Raw genomic sequence first — 19,030 nt, 5'->3', positions numbered from 1 at the left:
AATCCCGTTTTGAAGGTTTTGTTTAGGTTTGAAGGTCCTGTTTAACATGAGTGCAATAATTATTAAAGAGCTAACAAAAAAATTCGGGGAATTTACTGCTGTGGACAGCGTCTCATTTTCGGTTGAACCCGGAGAGCTTTTCGGGCTTTTAGGCCCTAATGGTGCGGGAAAGACGACTATTCTCAATATGCTGACCACTCTTCTTCTTCCTACTGCAGGTGATGCTGAAATCGCAGGATATGACCTTAGAAGAGATCCCGGTGAGGTCAGGAATAGTATCGGAATAATATTTCAGGACCCTTCGCTTGATATAGGACTTACCGGGAGGGAAAATCTTGAATTTCACGCCATGATGTACAACATCGGTTCAGATGAGCGGAAAAAAAGAATCCGGGAAGTGCTTGATGTTGTGGGTCTGGCTGATAAAGCTGATATTCTTGTTGAAAATTATTCCGGTGGGATGAAGAGGCGGCTTGAAATTGCAAGGGGGCTTATTCATTATCCGAAGGTTTTGTTTCTGGATGAGCCTACTCTCGGGCTTGATGCACAGACCCGGAGATCAATATGGGGCCATATCAGAAACCTGAACCGAAATTACGGGACGTCTGTAATTCTGACTACCCATTATATGGAAGAGGCCGATTACCTCTGTGACCGCATTGCGATAATTGATCATGGGAAGATAATTGCACTTGATACTCCATCAGGTCTGAAGAACTGTCTTAGGGGGGATTGTGTCAGCCTGACTATTGAAGGGAGGGTTGAGCTCATTGCTGCTGCACTTGGGGAGAAGGAATGGGTGAAGGAAATTGTTCCTAACGGAAAAACGCTTGATGTTATTCTATCGGATTATGGGAAAAATATTCCTTATATTTTTCAAACTGCCGGCAATCTGGGTATCGGGATCAGTTCGATAAATTTCAGCAAACCAAGCCTTGAAGATGTTTTTCTCCGCCTGACAGGTTCAATAATACGAGAACAGGAAGGCAGCAGGCAGTCAGCTAGACGTGATCGGATGAGAAGGAGGATGCTCCGATGATTCAGGGAAGAGTTGTATATGTCCTCTGGCGGCGTGAGATAATAAAGTATTTCAGGGCACGATCCAGAATAGCGGGTGCTATTGGCATGCCAGCTTTTATGCTGATCTTTCAGGGTATGGGCTTTAGAAGAGTGGAATTTCCGGGTCTGCCTGAATCAATAGGATATTTTCAGTATCTTGTGCCTGGTATTATCGGGATGACCCTTCTTTTTACGGCTGCTTATGCAGGTATGAGTGTCATAATGGACAAGCAGTTCGGATTTTTAAAAGAGGTTATGGTGACTCCTGCAAGCAGAGTCTCTATTGTTCTCGGGATGATCTCCGGAAGTGCCACCACATCAATCATTCAGGCATTAATTATTATGATGATGTCGGTGTTACTTGGTTTCAGGCTGCCTTATCTTCCTGCAATTCTATCCTCTGTCGTGATAATGGTTCTCATATCGATGATCTTTATAAATATAGGATTGATTTTGTCCTCCGTACTGAAGGATTTTCACGGGTTTAGCACAGTTATTAATTTTATTGCATTCCCCCTCTTCCTTTTATCCGGGGCTTTATTTCCGGTTTCAAATTTGCCTGCTCCTCTAAGGATTCTGTCTTACTTTGATCCGCTGACATATGGTGTGGATGCTTTGCGGGGAGTATTGATCGGTCATTGTGAATTCTCAATTGTGCTGGATGTATGTATTCTTTTAACACTGTCGGTTCTGATGGTCTGCGCCAGCAGTTATTTCTTCCAGAGGGCAGAGACGATCTAAATTTATTTTTGTTTTTAAGTCGGAAGTGTATTGATTTTCTTTCCATTCTCTGTGAATTTTACGCTGGTTATACGAGATTTTTGGATTTTTCTGTTTGACTTGCTACAATATCAACATATACTTATGTTTTAAGTTACATACTTTTAAATAAATATTAATCAAGGAGAAGATTTCTACAATGGTATCCAGGATGACATCATCAGAACGTATGGCGGCTGTTATTTCAGGCCAAAAACCTGATCGTATACCAGTGATTCCATTTATAGAGGGTTATTCTTCACAAATTACAGGCATATCTCTTGGAGATTTTTATGCGGATGGGGACAAATGTTTCGAGGCGCAGTTTGCATCGATGCGACTTCATGGTTATGAACAAACTCCAATGTATGGATATGCCTCATGTGGGGCATGGGAGTTTGGCGGAGAGATAGGTTTTCCCTATGGGAAAGGGCAGGGTGCACCTTTTGTAAAAAAACATCCTGTGGTAACCATAGAGGACATCGAAAAACTTGAAGTTCCAGATTTTGACAGAGAATTGCCTGGTGGATATAAAATAGCAGATAGAGTCGCAGCCAGGTGTTCTGAACTCGGAATGCCAGTTACTATGCAAATAGGTAGTAATTTTACTGCGGCTTCGGTTGTTGCGGATACCTCTGAGTTTTTGACATGGCTTCTAATGGAGCCAAAAGCTGTCCATCTGTTACTCGATAAGGTAAGTGACCTGTTCATCAATGCCTTGGATTATTTTGCAAATAAGTATGGTTCAGAAAGCCTGATTCCTTTTGATGGGGGGCCATCTGAATCAAATAACATGATTTCTCCGCAGATGTTCGAGGAATTCGCATATCCGTATATGAAAAAGGTTCATACACACGCAAAAGAACTGGGGATAAATGCCGTACTCATGCATCCATGTGCTGATCAGAATTTAAATCTTCCATATTATGCAAAATTAAGAGAAGATATGGGCTGGTCTGGAAAATATATCTGGCTTTTTGGGCCGGAAACACCTATTAAAGATCAGATCAAGGCATTTGGAAACCATGATGTTATCTGTGGCAATATAAACCCTCCACTTTTCCTTAGTAGTTCATATGACGAAGTTATGGAACTATGCAGGCAGAACATCGAAGAAGGTATAAACTCTCCAAGTGGGTTTATTCTCTCACCTGGATGCGAATTTCCGGTCAATGCAGCACCTGTTAAAGTGATGGCAATGGTAGATGCAGCAGAAAAATACGGAAGATATGAATGAGGTAATAGGTGCCAATCCAGAGCTTTTTAAAAATCGATAATGTAAGTATTATTATTAAGTATTTGAATTAAGTGAGGAAGAGGGGATTAATCCTTTGAAAAGCCCCCTCCTCCCCAGTCACTGCAGCTCTGAAATCGTGTATTCTTCACTTTCAAGAATCGGCATTTCTGCAAGCTCTCTTTCCATACTGCATACATTAAGCACTGCATGGGGAATCAGGCATCCCCGCGTGCAGTCCATGGCGCATTCCCTGGTGCATTCAAGGGAGCAGTCCGTTTGTCTTTCCATCTCCAGGGCGAGAGTACTTTGATTCTCGAGCATTTCCTCAAGAGGGAATTCCAGGCAGGTGAGCTCTCTGAATTTTTCACAGGGAGTTTCGATCTTTATGATGATCTTATCTCCTTCAACCCTTCCCATTATCGTATGGCTAAAACCGCACATGCAGGAAGATACACTTATTTTTGTCATTTTTCGCACCCTGTCCAGTTATTTTTTTAGAGATTCGCTTTTCAGTAGATTCCGCTGGTCATTCCGCTTTTCTGAAGCTCGTTTGTGGGCTGAATTGCGATATTCTTGAAATCTATTGCTTTTATAGGGCAGGCCCGGACACAGCGCCTGCAGCTTGTCCCCAGGCAGTCCTGAGTCCTGCAGCTTGCAAAGAAACTGCCGTTTCTCTCGATGGTTACAAGGGCATTTTCCGGGCACTCTTCGTTACAGCGACCGCATTGGATGCAGCCTTCTACACGAACCTCTATAGTGATCCCCACATCTTCGACAATCTCTACAGGAACGTTTCCTGTTTCTTCAATGTCTTTGACAACCCTTTTTTCCATCACTGCATTCTCTACGGGTTCCGGGAGAGGAGGGCACTTGTACATTTTAAAAAACTTTTTGTACAACTTCATACTCATGCCTTCGGTCCAGTAGGAAAGCTCGCATGTGTAGATGTTCTTGAAGGTCTCACTGGTCGCCATCATCAGGTGGTCGGCTTTTATCGTTCCTGCAAGGGCAATTACTTCCTCGAGCCTGGACTCATCCAGGAGGATTTCCCTGGCAAGAGCGATTGAAGTGTTTCCGAACTGTACGGTTTTTCTTGAGAAATCCGGGCAGGAGCCGATTTTCCTGGCTTTCCTGCTGTCCACATATGTTCCGGAAGCTCCTGACATATATACATTTTCAAGTTTTTCAAAAGGCACTCCTGCTTCAAGCAGGAGAGTTAGCTGGGATGCCCTGATTGCCCCTATGGCTTTTCCGGCTTCTGCAATATCTCCGTCTGTAATTTCTATGCCGTTACCAAGGATCAGCCTTCCATTGGGTAGTCTTGGAGGCTGTTCCATAAGGCCTGTTTCCATTGAAACGGCAATAACTGCAATTACACCCGTTCCGGTAATACCCACTGCCTCGATTTCTCCGTTCTCCACAGTCTCGCCGGTAACAGGGTTTATCAGAGCCCCGGGCCTTCCATCCATCTTTTCATTCAGGACTGTCAGCCGCCAGTATTCACCTTCAGGGTTCACGTCTGAAATCGCACCCGGGCTTGCAATCATTCCGCAGCTAATGCCCTGCCCTTCAATGGCGGGTCCTGCGGCTGCACTGCCGGTGATGATCCTGTCCCCTACTTTTATTGCCATTTCCGCATTCGTACCATAGTCAGTGACAATGGAGACTTCTTTCTGGTTCAGGAAATCCGTTTCGATCATCATGGCCAGGGCGTCGGCTCCTATCTCATGGGCGATAGCCGGAGGCACAGTTATTTCACAATTCGGCAGGTCCAGGACATCCTTGAAAAGTTCGGATGCCGGAAAGACTCTGGCACTCCTGTCCACATTCTCGACTCCAAGCCTTTTCTGCATGTTTTTTCCGGCAAAGGCAAGGTCCCTTATCTCCGAGTTCTGGAAGAGTGAAAGCTGGATAGGGTTTCCGCATACAACCAGTTTCTGAATGCTAACCGGATCTACATCCAGGGTTTCAATGACCTTCTTTACTGCGTCAAGTATGATACTGTTTGCAATATCTTCCCCTACTTCAAGGGCAAAATCCAGATGGTCGATCACATTGCCCCCTGGCAGGGGGTGTCTCATTGTCATGGCAGTTCTTACAACTTTTTTTGTTTCCAGGTCTATAAGCTGCGCTCTAAAGCCGCTGGTTCCCAGGTCAAGTGCGATCCCATACATTTTTCTTACTCCACTTGCACTATTCACATTCCGTGATTGAAAATTAAAAAAAATTAATTGGAGCCTATCCGCTGTATCAGGCTGTAATGAACTGGATATACTCCAGGTAGTGAAATGAGCTGCGCAGCGTTTTCACTATTATTCAATTCGTTTTTAACTAAAATTTAGTCTTAAATGTATATAACATAATTCGGGGCTTATCATAAAGGGTCCTGATTTCAGTAAAGGCATTGATTTTTGAGGGGGCATTGATTTTTGAGGTGTATCAATTTACAGAAGCTATGATATTATTGAGGGAGCCAAACACTGTGTAAAATGTCACTACTGCCTGAAAAATAGTCTCTTCTCCCCGAAAATCGGTTTTTAATCCAGCAAGTCTAAAATGCATTTGTATAGACTTTTTTGCCTGAAGTTATATGGCAACAAAATATCACAATGTTGCTATAATCCATGTGACAGGTATGAAAAACTGCAGGATACAAGCTTGAAAACGAGAAAAAAGCAACATTTAGGCTAAAATGTTGCTGTCAAAATTAGGAAAGGAAGCTTCACAGAAAATATTAATTTATATGTTTAACATATTGAATCAAGATGAATGTAATGTTAGGAGTCTTCACATTTATAATAACATTTGCAGCAGCAATTCTATATTTTTCAAAAATAAAAAATTTGACATTCTCGACATTCCGCGATTCAGTTTTTATAGCATTATTATTTGGAGCAATAGCTGCAAGTAGACAAGAACTACGTGGTTACTAAAAATCAGCAACCTTTTAGTGAAAACATTGCTGTCATTTTTGTAGGCCTAATAGACCCAGGCTATAAGTCAATTACCCCTCCCTAAAACCTTCACCTAACGGCTCAGGTTTTTGAGGAAGGGGCTTGTCTAACAAGCCCTGGTTGACCAGATCACCGATAAGGAGCAATGGAAAATCGGTAAACGATAGGAAAGAAATAGTTACCCTTGAATGCCGCCTCAGTTTAAGGCTCTAAGGATGCCGGTTAAACAGTCCTGAGAGGTAGGGACAGTGCTTGCATCGTTAAACCTTTCCATATCAGATCGAGAGGAAGACGGATTCCGGAATTGACTCCACAATTCGGATACGCATAACTTTTCGGAGGAAAACTATATGTTAGTTTTCGTAATCAATCAAAACAAAAAACCACTTATGCCCTGTAAACCTTCAAAAGCCAGAAAGCTACTGCAAGCAGGCAAGGCAAAAGTGGTCCGAAATACTCCATTCACAATCAAGTTACTTTTCGGAAGCAGTGGATATACTCAACCTGTAACTGCAGGGATGGATACCGGCTCTAAGGTAGTGGGCTGTGCAGCCATTGCTAACGGAAAAGTGTTGTATCAGTCCGAAATCTACCTTAGAGAAAACATTTCAAAAAAGATGCAACAACGGAAGATGTACCGGAGAACCAGAAGAGGTAGAAAAACAAGGTACAGACCCTCAAGATTTGCTAACCGGGGAAATTCAAGGAGAGAAGGGAGATTAGCTTCTTCCATCAAAAGCAAACTTGAGTCTCATTTCCGGGAAAAAAGGTTTGTGGAATCCCTGCTTCCTGTAACCGGGTGGAAGGTAGAGCTTGCTTCCTTTGATATTCACAAAATAACAAATCCGGAGGTTTCCGGGGTTGGGTATCAGGAAGGGGACCTTAAAGGCTTCTACAATGTCAAAGCTTACGTTCTGGATCGGGACGGCTACACCTGCCAGCATTGCATGGGAAAGTCAAAGGATTCCCGGCTACATTGCCATCACATTGTTTTCAGGTCACAGAAGGGATCAGATGCACCGGAAAACCTGATTACGCTTTGTGAAACCTGTCACAAAGCCCTGCACAATGAAGAATTCAAACTCTCAGGTAACAAGTCAAAAACAAAACATGCAACTGAAATTGGGATTCTCAAATCCCAAATCCGGAAATCCGGCTGGAATTTTGCAGAGACTTTCGGGTACGAAACAAAGTACAGGAGAGAGCAGGTCTTAAAGTTGTTAAAAACACATTACTTTGATGCTGTTGCTATCTGTTGCAGGGACGATCAGAAAGTAGAGGTAGAAGATTCGGTTTTTCTAAAAAGAAACGTTCCTGTGGGAGATTATCAGCAGCGGAGAGGGAAGAGATCAGAGAAGAAAATACCTACCGGAAAGCTGTTTGGGCTCAGGAAATTCGATCTTGTAAATACGGAAAAAGGGATCGGGTTCATTCGTGGCAAACGGTCATCCGGGTATTTTTCAATCTCAGATATATTCGGAAACAAAATTTCAGATAGTGTTAATGTTAAGAAAAAATGTAGGAGACTGAGTGCGAGGAGTACAACATTAGTTCAGATGGTACAGATGACGCATTCCTCCCCCACCTGCCATTTCCGGCAAGCCGGAAATGTCGAGGAAGGGGTCTCCTGCTGAGGTAAAATGAATACAATTTTATAAACTAAACCCGGGAATACAAAAGAAGAGCAGAAGATTTCTTCCCGGAATAGTGATTTTTAGTAGCGCTATTCAGTCTACCAAAAACCTTCAGGGAGCTAATCTGATTGGGGCAAAATGGGGGACTATTACCTCAAGTTGAAAACACAAACATAGGAATCAAGATATGGCTATTCAGGATAACCAGATGAAACTGGATATTGCCCGTGTCTGGGACCTTTCATCCGAGACCTACGACCTGGGAATGATAAAAATATAACTTCAAATTTTTATTTAGGGAATTATTCTATAGTTCCATTTCCCCAAATAATCATTCCTGGCAACAAAAATCTTTGATATTATATTTGAATCATTCTTTAGCGGGAAAGGCCGCTCTCCTGCGTCGAGCGTGACAAGAAAGGTTTGGTATAGTGAAAGAGGTTGTATGGGCCAGAACTCAGATTTGTTATTTCGAATCAGTTGCTTTTTATTCAAACATCAGCTATGTACCGTGAACACCCATATCTTTCAAGCTTGATGTAATACTCATCTCTCGCTTCAACAAGTGCCTTTATATTTTTAATCGGGGTCTTCGGGGCAATTCCGCACCCGGGAGCAAGTATATCAATTCCCTCTTCCAGGCATTTCGTTGCCTCTTTTTTTATCTCTTCACAGGTCCCGTTAAGCATGACTCCTGATGAAGCAAGGTTTCCTATCAGTTTTGTTTTGCTTCCTACAAGTTTTTTTGCAGCACGCAGGTCGGTTACTTTTTCTTCTATACTGATCCCCTGAAAACCACATTCTGAAATAGATTTGAGGATGGGGGTTGAGTTCCCACAGATATGTATGAGTTTTATTCCTTTTCCGGCTCTGCATAATTTTTCATATTCGGGCCTCATAAAAATCTCAAAGTCTTTGGGATCAAGCGTGTCAGGCCCTGCTATCCCATCAACTATGCAGACAGCATCTGCCCCGGCTTCGTAAAGCACTTCTGTGTATCTGGAACAGACTGCTCCTGTGACTTTAATGAATTCTTTTAACGTTTCGGGCTTTCTAAGTGTCCAGGTAAGGAAATTATACGTACCAACCAATCTTGAAGCCAGGGATGCCGGGCCTTCCATTCCTGCTATGAGAGGGACCTCTTCACCTGCTTTTTTTCTCAAAATAGATGTCACATTAGCAATAAGTGGAATTCTTCCCCTCTCCGCAAAGTCTGAGGGAAGTTCCAGCGTTTCCGGGTTTTCTGCAAAAGGGTTAGAGCCTGGAGACGGCTGAATGTCCAATCTGCCCGGGTTAATCTTGCAGCTCAGAGCTTCGGATAGGACAGTGAGGCAGAAGGGGTAGCGAACGGCTTCAAGGCCTGCAAAGGTATGAGCTGAAAGGGCAAGGTCTGCCATTTTTTCCGCATCAAAATGAGCCTCAGGCCAGGCTGCTCCGCTCTTTTTCATGAGTTCCACGGTCCCGGTCTGGGTAACCGAAAGAGCCGGCACTTTATCCACAGCTTTTCCTTTCAGGGTATTCAGGAAACGGTCTCTCAGGTCCGGATCTGCCATTTTAACCTGCCATTAAAAATCCTTTTGTTACATTAAGCCTTATAGTTGACTTCTTCTGATTATTAATTACAGGCGGGATCACTTTTATATTTTTCAGTTAAAATATCTGTATACAAATTATATAAATCCATCTAAAAATACTTTTTCTGAAGACAAATCGCGCCTTAGCTATCTCTTTTTATTGCGTGGCAACAAAGCTTGTAGAAAATATATTCAGGAAATTTCACAAAACAAAGCTTGTAGAAAAGAGATTCATGGAGTAAAAATAGATTCATGGATTTATACCAATTTTGAAGCGGATAGAACGAAAACCTGCCAGGAAACAGAACATGAGAAAAAAGATCCCTGGACTGACGGATAACGTTGATGTTCTATTATCAACAATTATCAACAACCGGATTTCTGCCCCTTTTCCTGCTCGGAGGATTCCGGCAGTTCCAGGGGCATGCCAATATGTTGGAACTTTTTTTGGAGGTTTCTCAGGATTAGCAGCACTTTTTCAGCTCTTAAAATGGCAAAAGAGCCTGAAACAGTGCGTTTGTCCTGATTTGTTCTTATTTTTCCGGTTCATTGCCCTCTCCTGCCTGGAGGTTTGAGGCTGAGAGCATTGAACCGGTTTTTCGTGGATGTAGACTTTACTTCTCCGAAGGCACGTTAAAATGGCAAATCTGTGCTTAGGGAAGTTTTTCTGGTCTATTCACTTTTTTGGAGAGGGGATAACAATGCCTTTTGAGAGGGATGGACATTGTCATCAGCGTGATTTTTTACCTTGTAATTCAGGATTTCGTGTTAAGATCCCATTGAATTCTATTTTTTCTGAATTCTACAGGGTTGACTTTATGTGTGGATTTTTTTAATGTATGGAGCTTTGATTTTATGTGTGGAGATTTTTTTAATGTATGGAGCTTTGATTTTATTTGTGGATTTTTGACTTTATGTGTGGAGATTTTGCTGGATTTATTTTTCGACATCTGCAGAATTAATTTAATTTATACAAGTGCCCTTCTTAATAAAACCCGAAAGCTTCTGTAAATACATCAAGTTTCATAAAAAAGAGGACGGACAAAAATATCCGTCCTCTCAAACAGCAATTTTTACATTGCCTTTTTTGATTGGGTGATATCAGTGGGTTTATCCCATGATCTTTTTGTAGAGTTCCGGACCGGTTTCTGCTACAGTGTAAGACTGGGCAGTGACGGTGTCGCACGGGCCTCTTGGTGGGACTTCACAACCGGTTGCAATCACGTACTTGGACTGCATTCCGTTCTCCTTGAGAGTGTTCAGGACGCTTTCCTGGAGGGCAATGGTTTCGGTCCTGATCTTTTCGATGTTTGCGGGGCTGTTGTCCATGAATGCAATTGGGCTAACTTCTCCGCCGAACATGACATCTTTGCCGTAGTTCTCAATGAGGTACTTGTGGTCCTTGGAGCCTTTGTTTACCTGCTCGGGATAGAAGGTGTAGCTGTAGTACTTGGTGTCCCATTTTTTGATGAGGTCCCAGTGAGGGGCATCTGCACAGTTGTGGACAACCATGGGCTTGTTGTACTCCTTGTAGAGCGGGGCGAAGACGTTCTGCATGGCCTTTCCTTCGGTCTTCATATATTCGTCTGCTCCGAGAATGATGTTGTTAGTCCAGAGAGTTACCAGACAGAGGTTGTCAGGCTGGGCTTCCTCGAACATCATCTTTGCCATTTCCTTACAGTATTCGGTGGTTTTATCAAGGGCCTTCTGGACAACGTCGGGGTTGGTCCTGAGGTCGGAGAGGACACGGGTTGCTCCCATGATCTGGGTCAGGGCTACCATCGGGCCTTCGAAAAGGGCTGTGATGGGTGCATCAATTGCCTTTGCCTTCTCGGTCGCGAGCTTGTTGCCCTGGATAAGGTTGTATGCACGGGTGCCTTCCTTGATTTCAGGGACTTCCATGGTTTCGTAGTCTTCAAGGTGTCCGACTGCTGCAGGAGTGTCTTCTTCAGGGACTCTGATGGTTGCACCGAAGTCACCTGCGACCACACAGAGGTCAGTAAGGCCAACGAAGTTGTCAATGTTGAAGTACTTGGTACCTGCGACTGCACTGGCTGCATACATTTCTGCCTTGGTGGAGTAGTCTGCGTAGGAGCAGGGTACAAACTTCCTGGAGAGACCGCAGATGAGGGGTGCGACCGGGAGCCTGTCGACCTTCTTGTCCTGGAAAGCGGAAACAAACCTTTCCTTCTTGGTCATGGTCTCGTTGAACTTGGGTACAACGGAGTCGTAATCTGCGAGGATCTTCTCTGCGGTGAGGAGCCCAACGTCGATATCTTCCCTGGTGCCCTTCTGTGCGAGGATTTCCTTGTACTTCATCTTGCTTGCTGAGACTGAGGATTCGCTCCATGTATCGGCAGGAAGTGCGCTGAAGAGGGAGGTAAGTGTTTCGACTGCTCCGCTTGCGTCCCCGGCTGTGCCATCTGCTCCGATGGATTCTGCGTATTCCCTGGAAATGGGTGCACCGCCGACCATGACGACAAGGGAGTCTCTGAGACCTTCTTCCTGAAGCTGTTCGATAACAGTTTCCATGCCGCCCATGGTGGTGGTCATCAGGGTGCTCATGGAGATTGCAACTGCCTTCTTTTCCTTTGCAGTTTCAACAAATTTATCGAGTGGGACATCGACACCGAGGTCAATTGCGTTGTAGCCTGCGGCGGTGATCATTGTCTTGACAAGGTTCTTCCCGATGTCGTGCACGTCACCTTCAACAGTACCAACGACGACGTTCCGTGGGACCGTGGTTGCGTCAGTCTTTATGTAAGGGGTAAGGATTTCCATTCCTGCATACATTGCATCAGCAGCGAGCAGAAGGCTGGGGACGAAGGCTTCTCCCTTCTCGTACATGTCACTGACTACATTCATGCCCTTTGCGAGACCATCAATGATTGCTTCATATGCGTCGACTCCTTCGTCAAGAGCCTTTTGTGCGAATTCTTCTGCAAGGTCGTCGTCTCCTTCGACGACAGCATCTGTTAAACCGTTAAGAATTTCTTCTTTTGCCATATTTAAACCTCCATTTTTCAGGATTAGATGTACCAGATCCTGGTATCCTGTTTTTTCTGCTCTGGGCAGGGTTTTCTAAGGTTTCCCTGTCCTTTATTTTTCCATAGACTTTCTGATGCTTATCCAGTACCTGATGCCTATCCAGTAGCTATTTCTCCAACATGATGATATTTCGTCAGCAAGTCTCTAAATAGCCGCGTTTACATCTCCGGATGGTCATGTTTCTGCTATGGTTGTTTACATTCAGGTATTATTATTCAATAATATATAGCATAGCCGATGCTGTTTTTGTAGAAACTGCAAATTTTTAATCGTGCTCTTATTTTTTTGGCTTTCCTGTTTTACGGGTATGTTTAATATTTCAGGTGTATCCTTTTCAGGATACTTTACTCTCTGGCAAAGGAGCCTTTTCAGGATAGGCAGAAAAATTTGTAAAAGGGGCTTTTAGGGAAAGCAGGAAAATTGTTTAATCAGAGCATTTTGGGGAAACAGAAAATTAGTAAATGAGAACTTTCGGGGAGGGGATGAGAAAAGCTTTTCTCGCTGAATAATCAGGTTCAAAAAAATAGATGCCTTCAAAAATAATTATACCTCGAAATATTCGAGGGTATTGTTTTTAGGGTCTGGGGGTCAGTTACTGTGAACCGCAAATAGGGGTGTGGTTCTCGAATATGGGCAAAGTAGGCGAATATGGGCAAAGGAGGCAGATGTACTCACTTTTCAATATTTTATCACTAATATCTAAAAGTCACCTGCACTTAAGTAAAAACTATGTATTTGGAATGGTTGGCGGAGGCACAAATACTCAGATTTTGGAGGTGTAAATATGCACCTCCTTTTTTGCTTAATTTACTTTTTCCGAAAGTCCTATGTAGTAATCAGCAAGTTCGTTTCCCCATTCAATGGAGCTTTTATTGAAACTCATGATTTTTCTGTGGTCAAACTGTCCTTCCTTTCCGAAGAGTTTCAGCATCATAAATTCATCTGAAATTATGAAGGAGGACGGTTTTATTTTTCCCCTATAAATGTAGAGTGAAACATCGTTTTCAAGCAGTGATCCGTATGTGTCCTTAAAGTCGTTCTTTAGTCGGTTGTAGACCTTTTCATCCAGAATAAGGTCCACTTTTGCTCCATTGTTTGCACAGGTTGCCTGAATTGCAGGACATTCGGGACAAAAAAATGAGTAAAAACTTCTGAGTCTCTCGGACCTGAATACCATTTCTTTCAGATCCTCCGGGAATTCGAAGAGGTGATCCAGATCAGGTTCATCCAGTTTGCATTTTCCAAGCATGTGCAGTTTATTCATCAGAAACTCGGGTATCGGCCTTCTGTCATGCTTTGACCAGTAATGGTCATTTCCCTCAAAAACCTGAAGGAGCTCCGTCAGAGGCAGTATTTTTTCCCCAATTATTTTCCCGATGTCCGAGAGTTTATAGATGTTTCTTTCCTGGACAATAACATCCATATCTTTCAACTTTTTTAGCTGCGGCATTATTGAAAATGTATCGCCATTAAGGCTGTTTTTTATTTCATCGGCTCTTTTCGGTCCTTTTGTCAACAGGATCAAAATTTCCTTCCTTTTCTCCGAAAAAAAAATCAAATCTATAAGTCCACTCATAATATCAACTTCCAACCTTATTCCCAGAATCACTATTTGAATTAATTCCTCACACAGTAAATCCCTTTTTATACCTCAACGATTAAGAACCGCCATAGACAGGACAGTTCCGAATGCAGATGGATTTCTATTTTTTGCAATTTCCAGGATCGGCAGGATTCCACGGCAACAACAATTATGCTAATTATCCAGGTTCCGGTAATCTACCCAATTTTGGGACTAACTCTATATAACATAATTCGAGTCTTCTCGAGAAGGGCTCTGGTTTTACAAAAGGCTTTAATTTTGCATGGGGCCTGTTTTTTCCAGATGTACATTTTTTCAGACCACTTCGATTTTTATGGGCTATATTCCTCCTCGCCGTCTCAGGAGGGTTTGCCTTCGATAACAAAAAAGATTAAAACAGGGGATCACGGAGCCTCCTTCCGAGAGGGTTTTTCTGGCTCTATACTTTTCTTTTCGAGAGGCACATAAAATGGCAAATCTGTATCCTCCCGGAAAAGTATTGCAAGTCTAACTCACTTTTTGGGGAAACGATAACAATGCCACGGATACTGGTGGGACATTATCATCAGCGTGATCTCATCTCTTCGGGACTATTTCATCTATTCTGAGCACGTTTCTTGCAGTCTCCGTACCTGCTATAATGGCGAGTTTCTTTACCGTTGCCGAATCGTAGACTTTCGGTCCCTTTTCGGTCACTTTTCTTGAAAGGTCTATCCTGGCTTCTATTCCTCTTGAATATGAATTTCTCATCTGCGCCATTGCATCAATTGCATTCATTCCCATATTTCTGGCAAGAATCGTGGGGATCTTTTCGAGGGAATCAGCATATGCCTGGACTGCCAGCTGCTTCTTTCCAGTCTGTGTTGCTGCAAACAGCCGGATCATATGTGCCAGTTCAAACTCTATCGCCCCTCCCCCGTTTACTATCCCTTTGTTCTTCAGGAGGAACGCCGCATTATTGAGGGCATCATCAACGGCTTCTTCTACCTTGTCAAGCCCGTATTTTACAGGTTCCCAGATCAGGATGGTGGCTATTGCTTTCTCTTTAACGGTGATGAAAACGAAGTTTTCTCCGTTTTTCTTTTCTACCTTTATACTGTCTGCTCTGCCCAGATCCTGCGGGTTAATTTCGTCCTGTTGTGCCATCAGGGTTGTACCTGTTGCTTCCGCAAGCTTCTCAAGGTCTTTCATCTTCAGCTTCTTGAAAGCCAGTATGTTACTGTCCCTTAGCAAAGTCTCTATATACGGATCTATATCCCCTTCAGAAAAGAGCACGTTAGCTCCCGAATCAATAATTTTTCTAGCGATTTTCCCGCACATTTCCTTTCTTCTATCTTCAAAAAGAAGGGAAGTCTGTACAGAATCCATTTTGAGGTTATGCTGGGGGTTTAGGTATCCGCTTTTTATCTTGAGGTCATAATTCGTAATCAGGACCGCAGGGCTTTCGAATTCAGCAGGCATATCCACTCTTGCCGGGTTTTCATCAAGAATCAGGCCTTCTATTGCAACGATCTCCGGCCCGCCTCTCTTTTTTAGGATTTTGACGTTCCTGTTCAGGTCGAGCCTTCCAGCCTGCTTTTCGTTAAGGTGGCTTATGACTTGAAGGACGATGTCCGTCACAGCTTCTGCCTGCTGCCTTTCAATCCCTTTTCCTGTTGCCGAGCACATTATTGTTGTGCGTATGTCCTCTTCTGAGGCCTGCTTTATGCTGTACTGCAGCATCTCATACGCTTTTTGCATGGCAAGTTCGTAACCCTCTATAATGATTGTCGGGTGAACCCCTGCCCTGATGAGTCCGACAGCGTTTTTAATCAGGTTGCTTGCAAAAATCACAGCTGTCTTTGTGCCATCTCCGCAGGCTTTGTCCATTGATTCCGCAAGTTTCTTTAATGAAGTTACTATCGGGTGAAGCACATCCATTTCTTTTAAGATGACTTTCCCGTCGCTCGTAACGAAAATATCCCCCACGGGGTTTAATATTATTTTGTTCATCCCCTTTGGCCCAAGGGAGGAGCCCAGCAGCTCGTCAATTTCTGTGGCTGCCCTTTCAAGCTGGTCGATAAGCTCTTCTTCTTTTATCGGCTCGTCGATGAGAATCTTATCCCTTATCGTCCGGGCCAGTTTTGCCATTCCGTCCTGGCTTTCCGGGCTCATGCTGCCCTGTGTTTTTAATTCGCTTGCCATGTCCTCTCCTCATTTGCTGCTGTTCCTGCTGTTTTGTTTCTGCTGTTTATGGCCTGCTGGTGCCTGCCGTTTTTACATTCTATCTTATGCCAGCTTTCCGGTCGTTCCTACCCCGACTCCGACCAGGCGGGTCTCCAGCGGAGCTTTCCCCCTGTTTCCCACGTCATTCTGTCGTAGGTCGAAATCCACGTTGTCCATCTCCAGGCCGTATCCGTCCATGTACTCAGAAATCAACCTGTGGCTTAGCTTAAGCCCGTAGTCCAGGGCTTCTCCGTAATCCTCAAAGATCTCTTTTCCAAGCCTGGAGAATACCGAATATTCTGCTTTTCCTGCTGCCGAAGGACGGATAAGGATCTCTGTCCTGTGGACGACTTTTCCTACAAGGGCGCCCACGGCATTTCCTACATCGTGGAATACAGGAATCCTTATGTCTGCGTCCACAGCTTCATTCAGTTCTTTCAGATAGGCTCTTACAGGCGCACCTACCAGGACTACAGGGACCTTTATATGGAATTTCAGAAAAGCTTCCTTTCCTATCATCTTTTCAACGTCTTCTTTCTTCATGTCCTCCGCAAAGAAAGAAATCAATTCTAGAGTAAGTTTTCTTACGACTTCAGCTTTAACCTGGGCTGAAAACTCTTCTGCTCCTTTTTTAAGAGTCTTTCCAAGGATTTTAGCGCCTATGAAGGAAGCTCTCCCGTCCCATTTTACATATTCTCCGAGCACGTGCAGGGCATCGGTTGGGGTAAACCCTATCTGGCTTACATGTCTCTTTCGGATGAGGGTTTTTAGGGTTCCTGCAAACATAAGAGGGTGTTTTCCAGTTCTTTCCGAGATCTCGAATACCGAAAGAGGCTCTGTCCCGAGATGTTCGATTATTGCCTTCTCATCTTCTTCAAGTTCCCCGCTAAGAAGCTCAGGAGAGTTCACCCCAGTCCTTATGAAAAACGAAGTTGGCTGTATAATCTCATCCATAATGCGTTCGCCTGGAACATCGCTTTTTTCGAGTTTCTCCAGAATATCCGGGAACTCTGAAGCTGCCAGGCAGAGAGGGACCACTCTTGTGGGCCCCAGGTAGGTTTTTCTTTTAATCCAGACCAGGCTGTCTCCCCCAAGAGCCGAGGTGTCCATCCTGATGGCTTTTACCATTGTTTTCCAGCCCCCGACTTTTGCTCCCGTGTCGCTGATCTCGGGTATGCCTCTGGAAATCATGGCTATATCCGTGCTTGTGCCTCCCACGTCCATTGTCACGCAGGTGTGCAGGCCTGTCAGGTGGGCAGCTCCCACAAGGCTTGCAGCGGGTCCGGAGAATATTGATTCTACAGGCTTTTGCAGGGCTTCTTCTATGCGGACCAGGGACCCGTCGCATTTCATCATCATCAGGGTTGCCTTTATTTCTTTTTCTTCAATTACTGCCTGGATGGATTCGATGAACTGCTTGCTTACCGGGATCAGTTCAGCGTTCAGGAGAGCTGTCACAGCCCTTTCGTAAGCTCCAAGGCTCATGGAAAGTTCGTGCCCGCAAACAACAGGCATGTCAGTTATTTCCTGAATTGCTTCCTTGACCCTGAGTTCATGTTCCGGGTTCCTGACTCCGAAATAACCGGAAACTGCAAAAGCAGCCACTTTGTTCTTTACCTGCCTGACAAATTCTTTTACGATTTCCAGGTCTTCAAGAGGAGCAATTTCGTTTCCATCGGAATCGTGCCCGCCTCCTATTGATATTACATAACGGCTGGCAAGTTTTTTCGGGATAGTGTGCCCTATAAGAATTAGCCCCGCAGGATAGCCTTTGCCCTCAAGAGTAGTATTGGTAGCAAGGGTTGTAGACACAGAAACGAATTTTATCCTTTTCAGGCAATCCTGGGTCAGTCCTTCAATTGAATTCTTTATTCCCCTTATAAGGTCAGGATAAGTTGTAAGCGCTTTATTCGACTCGATCACGGTTCCATTTGACATATCCATAATAGCGGCATCGGTATATGTCCCACCAGTATCAATGCCCAGTCCCAAATACATTAAATTCCTCCTCTGCAATTTCTATGGCCCATTTTCTCCCTTTTTCCGGGTCCCAATTATTTCCCATAGCCCGGATACTTCTCTCATCTTTTTAGCCTATAAATTGGTTAAATCCGATTCTTCTAAGGCATCAAACCGTTTTTCAAAAAAAGATAACACGGCTTACATTTTCCGGCGTCCCCTGATTAGGAGAAGGGTGAATAATCTTCACCCTTCGTATTTCTTCAGAGCTTGCTTAATTGGAGGTCTTTCACCATGAAGCTCTCGATTATACGGGAGTACCTGGTGTTATTTTAAAAGTGTGGAAATCAGAAGTTTATTCTCACTTCTTTATGGAGGTTAAAATCTGTTTGGAGGTTAAAATCTGTTTTTTCTGTTTATTTTCTTGATTCTGGAGGTTTTTCTGTTTTTTATTTCTGAATTCTTATGGAGTGTTTCTGGCTTTTTAGTTATTGCTTTTGGGCTATTAAATGTGATTTTCTTAAAGCTTTAAAGAAAAATGGGGAGAGACGATCTCACCCCATTAAGGAGATTTTATCCCATTATATTCTTCTGGAGGTCCGGGCCAAGTTCCTTTACGGTGTTCACCATTGCCTGGACAGTGGACAGTGGTCCTCCTGGTGGGATTTCACAGCCAGTGGACAAGATATACTTGGACTGGTAACCGTTCTCCTTGAGCACAGGCATCACGTTTTGGAGCAGGTTCCTGGTGTCGTCCTTGACTTTCTGCACGCCGGCTGCAGAGCCGTCCATGAACTCAACAGGGTTTACTTCTCCCATCATACAGCAGATGTCTCCATACTTGGGGATGAGGTCTGCATAGTTCTGGGATCCCTTTTCCTTTGATTTCTCGTAGTAGGCGTAGCTGTACAGGGAGGTTCCGAACTTCCTGATCTGGGTCTCGAAGTGCACGGCATCAGCACAGTTGTGGATTACGTATGGCTGGTTGTACTGCTTGAAAATCGGGATGTGCTGGTCGA

13 protein-coding genes are annotated in these 19,030 nt (G+C 43.9%); 5 read left to right on the top strand and 8 right to left on the bottom strand.

Annotated features, from left to right (window positions below; all coding sequences use genetic code 11):
* The first annotated feature begins 46 nt into the window (after nucleotides 1-46).
* The 3 genes from PHF18_RS09075 to PHF18_RS09065 all read left to right on the top strand — a co-directional run bounded on the left by PHF18_RS09075 (nucleotide 47) and on the right by PHF18_RS09065 (nucleotide 3,055).
* Entirely contained in the window at nucleotides 47-1,039 is a 993-nt protein-coding gene (locus tag PHF18_RS09075; protein WP_300101456.1) for an ATP-binding cassette domain-containing protein, read from the top strand.
* Entirely contained in the window at nucleotides 1,036-1,800 is a 765-nt protein-coding gene (locus tag PHF18_RS09070) for an ABC transporter permease (protein ID WP_300101453.1), read from the top strand. The genes PHF18_RS09075 and PHF18_RS09070 overlap by 4 nt, the downstream gene beginning before the upstream one ends.
* Before the next feature lie 178 nt (nucleotides 1,801-1,978).
* Nucleotides 1,979-3,055, top strand: a complete 1,077-nt coding sequence (locus PHF18_RS09065) for a uroporphyrinogen decarboxylase family protein (protein WP_300101451.1) — start codon at nucleotides 1,979-1,981, stop codon at nucleotides 3,053-3,055.
* A gap of 117 nt (nucleotides 3,056-3,172) precedes the next feature.
* Here PHF18_RS09065 and PHF18_RS09060 read toward each other — a convergent pair whose 3' ends face one another.
* Entirely contained in the window at nucleotides 3,173-3,523 is a 351-nt protein-coding gene (locus PHF18_RS09060; protein WP_300101449.1) for a hypothetical protein, read from the bottom strand.
* A 41-nt stretch (nucleotides 3,524-3,564) separates the two neighbouring features.
* Entirely contained in the window at nucleotides 3,565-5,229 is a 1,665-nt protein-coding gene (locus PHF18_RS09055; protein ID WP_300101446.1) for a methylamine methyltransferase corrinoid protein reductive activase, read from the bottom strand.
* Between the two features lie 1,130 nt (nucleotides 5,230-6,359).
* Between PHF18_RS09055 and iscB the strand changes: the two genes are divergently transcribed.
* Nucleotides 6,360-7,643: an RNA-guided endonuclease IscB gene (gene iscB, locus PHF18_RS09050; RefSeq protein ID WP_300101442.1), complete on the top strand. Its 1,284-nt coding sequence runs from the start codon at nucleotides 6,360-6,362 to the stop codon at nucleotides 7,641-7,643.
* A gap of 491 nt (nucleotides 7,644-8,134) precedes the next feature.
* Here iscB and mtaA read toward each other — a convergent pair whose 3' ends face one another.
* A complete protein-coding gene (gene mtaA, locus PHF18_RS09045; RefSeq protein ID WP_300101439.1) occupies nucleotides 8,135-9,196 on the bottom strand; it encodes a methylcobamide:CoM methyltransferase MtaA in 1,062 nt (353 codons plus the stop codon).
* Nucleotides 9,197-9,525: 329 nt separating this feature from the next.
* Here mtaA and PHF18_RS09040 point away from each other — a divergent pair, with 329 nt between their 5' ends.
* Nucleotides 9,526-9,792 carry a hypothetical protein gene (locus PHF18_RS09040; RefSeq protein ID WP_300101436.1) on the top strand — a complete coding sequence of 89 codons (267 nt, stop codon included), beginning with the start codon at nucleotides 9,526-9,528 and terminating at the stop codon, nucleotides 9,790-9,792.
* A gap of 535 nt (nucleotides 9,793-10,327) precedes the next feature.
* Here PHF18_RS09040 and PHF18_RS09035 read toward each other — a convergent pair.
* The 5 genes from PHF18_RS09035 to PHF18_RS09015 all read right to left on the bottom strand — a co-directional run.
* Nucleotides 10,328-12,223 carry a uroporphyrinogen decarboxylase family protein gene (locus tag PHF18_RS09035; RefSeq protein ID WP_300101433.1) on the bottom strand — a complete coding sequence of 632 codons (1,896 nt, stop codon included), beginning with the start codon at nucleotides 12,221-12,223 and terminating at the stop codon, nucleotides 10,328-10,330.
* Nucleotides 12,224-13,067: 844 nt separating this feature from the next.
* Entirely contained in the window at nucleotides 13,068-13,841 is a 774-nt protein-coding gene (locus tag PHF18_RS09030) for a winged helix-turn-helix domain-containing protein (protein WP_300101430.1), read from the bottom strand.
* A gap of 582 nt (nucleotides 13,842-14,423) precedes the next feature.
* Nucleotides 14,424-16,031: a TCP-1/cpn60 chaperonin family protein gene (locus PHF18_RS09025; RefSeq protein WP_300101427.1), complete on the bottom strand. Its 1,608-nt coding sequence runs from the start codon at nucleotides 16,029-16,031 to the stop codon at nucleotides 14,424-14,426.
* A gap of 84 nt (nucleotides 16,032-16,115) precedes the next feature.
* A complete protein-coding gene (locus tag PHF18_RS09020; protein WP_300101424.1) occupies nucleotides 16,116-18,050 on the bottom strand; it encodes a hydantoinase/oxoprolinase family protein in 1,935 nt (644 codons plus the stop codon).
* Between the two features lie 534 nt (nucleotides 18,051-18,584).
* On the bottom strand, nucleotides 18,585-19,030 hold a 446-nt coding region (locus tag PHF18_RS09015; protein ID WP_300101421.1), incomplete at its 5' end, for a uroporphyrinogen decarboxylase family protein.

This window comes from Methanosarcina sp. (assembly GCF_028693135.1).
Lineage (GTDB): Archaea > Halobacteriota > Methanosarcinia > Methanosarcinales > Methanosarcinaceae > Methanosarcina.
The sequence above is the reverse complement of the archived record's forward strand: the minus strand, read 5'-3'. Positions and strand labels throughout refer to the sequence as shown.